The organism is Pseudomonas sp. NPDC087336 (assembly GCF_044744285.1).
Lineage (GTDB): Bacteria > Pseudomonadota > Gammaproteobacteria > Pseudomonadales > Pseudomonadaceae > Aquipseudomonas.
Window position 1 is genome coordinate 1 of record NZ_JBIUYA010000068.1, and the last position, 3,031, is coordinate 3,031.

Genomic DNA, 3,031 nt, shown 5'->3' on the forward strand with positions numbered 1-3,031 from the left:
CGTATCCGCTCCATGAACCCCACATTCCAAGCGGATAGCTGACAGCTGATGCTGTGCTCCCGATTTCCATCAGGAGCCCGTCACCATGATGCGTCCCAATGCCAGCGTTGAAAAAGTGTACCTCTACCCAAAGCCGGTAGATTTTCGAAAATCCATCGATGGCCTGGCAGCGCTGGTCGAACTGGATATCAAGGTCGCGGTGTTCGACCCCGTGCTCTTTGTTTTTCTGAATCGCTACCGTAACCGCGTCAAAGTGTTGTACTGGGAGCGCAACGGCTTCTGCCTTTGGCTCAAGCGCCTGGAGTCCGAGCGTTTCAAAACTTCACCCGATGAGGTGGACGAGGCTATCGTGCTGACCGTCCAAGAACTGAACTGGCTACTGGATGGATTTGATCTCTGGCGCAACCGTCCGCATAAGGTTTTAACTCCAAGATTCGTCGCCTGACGGGTATAATCCGGGCATGAATTTGATGCCCGAAGACCTCCCTGATGACCCTGTTCTGCTCAAGCAAATGTTGCTTGAGGCGCTCAGTCGTCAGCAGGTAACTGCTGAGGCATACCAAACTCATATCGTCGATTTGAAAGAACAGATCAAACTGCTGCGCGACCGTTTGTTCGGTCGCAAATCCGAGCAGACCGTTGAACCCAATACCCCTCAACTGGCGTTGTTCAACGAGCCCGAAAGCGAGCCGATGTCTTCAATCGGCGACGCTGACGAAGAAGTTGTTGCTCCGACTTCGCGTCGTGGCAAGCGCAAGCCTCTGTCTGCTGATCTGCCGCGCATCGAAATCATCCACGAACTTCCCGAGCATGAACTGATGTGTGCCTGCGGTTGCCGTAAGCATGTCGTCAGCGAAGAAACCAGCGAGCAGCTGGATATCGTGCCGATGCAAATCCGCGTGATCAAACACATCCGCAAAGTCTACGGGTGTCGTGGTTGTGAAGCGCCGCCGGTCACTGCTGACAAACCGGCTCAGTTACTCGAAAAGAGCATGGCCAGTCCGAGTGTCTTGGCGATGTTGTTGACCACTAAATACGTCGACGGCCTGCCGCTACACCGTTTCGAAACCGTGCTTGCCCGGCATGGTGTGGACATCCCTCGCCAAACCTTGGCGCGGTGGGTCATCCAGTGCGGCGAGCACTTGCAGCCGTTATTGAATCTAATGCGAGATCGGCTGCTGGAAAGTCGGGTCATCCACTGTGATGAAACCCGCGTCCAGGTACTTAAAGAACCGGATCGAGACCCAACCAGCCAATCCTGGATGTGGGTGCAAGCCAGCGGGTCGCCGGATCGCAAAGTTGTGTTGTTCGACTACACCTCCAGCCGTGCGCAGGAAGTGCCGTTGCGCCTGCTGGAAAGTTATCGTGGCTACGTCATGACTGATGATTACGCGGGTTACAACGCCTTGGCGTTACAGCCAGGTGTGGAGCGATTGGCGTGCATGGCCCACGCGCGGCGCAAGTTCGTCGACGCGCAAAAAGTGCAGCCCAAGGGCAAGACGGGACGTGCCGATATCGCCCTAACAATGATCAACAAACTGTACGGCCTCGAGCGCGAGTTCAAGGACGGCGATGATGAACAGCGTTTAATCGGCCGTCAGCAAAAGAGCGTACCGATCTTGGCTCAGTTGAAAAGCTGGTTGGAGAAAACGCAGCCCCAAGTCACGCCACAAAGTGTGCTGGGCAAGGCTGTTAACTATCTTGCCAGCAACTGGAGCCGGCTGGAGCGGTACGTGGAAGCCGGTTTTTTACCGATCGACAACAATACGGCCGAAAGAGCGATAAAACCGTTTGTTATCGGTCGCAAGGCGTGGCTGTTCAGCGACACGCCCAAAGGCGCCACCGCCAGTGCTCAGATCTACAGCCTGGTGGAGACCGCCAAAGTCAACGGCCAAGAGCCTTATACGTGGCTGCGCCACGTACTGGAGCAGTTACCACATGCGCAGTCGGTGGCGGATTATGAAGCGCTGCTGCCGTGGAACTGCTCGCCAGAGATACGACGTTAAGCCTGAACCCTACCATGGGGTGTATGGATCGTATCGTAGGCTAGGACCTTTCGACGTCCTTCGATGTACCGCCAAGTTCTCCAGGCACGGTGAATCAGGTGGAGGATGCCGCCTCTCGTGATGGCAGACACACGAAACTGTTCCGCAAAGTTCTCGGACAGCTCAGCTATCTTCGGAAGGAGCCGAGCAGGCTTCCCTCCGGCAACATCCTTCTTGGCAGTTTGGGTGCTTTGGGTGCGCTCTCTGCCCCGACCTGCACCGTCACCACTCCATATAAACCCGAGAACGCCCCGCACCACACTCACCCAACCCTTATAAGCCCCCACTGAGCACTCAACAAGCCCTGATCCGCACCTAAAAACGCCGTTTATTTCTCGACGACTTTCAACTGAAAGCACCGTAGACGCACCTACGCCACACCCTCTCAACCCGGATGCCCCCCCTAACGCCCCGACACAAACCAGATCAGCACTCATATCGCACCGAGGGCGATATTGCCGTGGCGCACATGGACCCAATTCAGGTTCATTCACGCCTGCACCGGTCAAACCAGCATGGGGCTCCAGTTTCCTAGTCTCGAAATGGGGGCCAAGCCAAAGCTAAAACATGGCCAATATAATTATGCGGAGCTTGATAAAGACGCACAGCCGATTGGGATTTCAGAAACAAGGCCCGCGCGATGCCGGTATTGATCACTCGTGCAATATCGCGAAAACAAGTCGAGAGCATTTCGGCGCATAAATCCGCCCGCCTCACCCGATGGCGTGGCAAACCGATGGAGGGAGGCTGAAAACACACTCGAATCAGTGCCAAATTGGGGGGACGGAAACCAGTTAAAACACCGTCTAATGTAATTATACGAACTGACCTACGTGTTCCCTCTGTTTTCCTGCTCTCCAGAGTGCAAGACGGGATGCCCGGACGAATACAAATTTTGGCAATTTTGTGCCACAAGTAGAGAAGTCGGGAGCATAGCTTCGGGCATCAGATGGCGGCTTGGAATGTGGGGTTCATGGAGCGGATAC

At 55.2% G+C, this 3,031-nt stretch carries 2 protein-coding genes; both read left to right on the forward strand.

From position 1 onward, the window contains the following. Positions 1-85: 85 nt before the first annotated feature. On the forward strand, positions 86-445 hold the full coding sequence (gene tnpB / locus ACIO0C_RS31130) for an IS66 family insertion sequence element accessory protein TnpB (RefSeq protein WP_401318336.1): 360 nt from the start codon (positions 86-88) through the stop codon (positions 443-445). A 16-nt stretch (positions 446-461) separates the two neighbouring features. After that, positions 462-2,006 carry an IS66 family transposase gene (gene tnpC, locus ACIO0C_RS31135; protein ID WP_401318339.1) on the forward strand — a complete coding sequence of 515 codons (1,545 nt, stop codon included), beginning with the start codon at positions 462-464 and terminating at the stop codon, positions 2,004-2,006. Positions 2,007-3,031 lie beyond the last annotated feature (1,025 nt).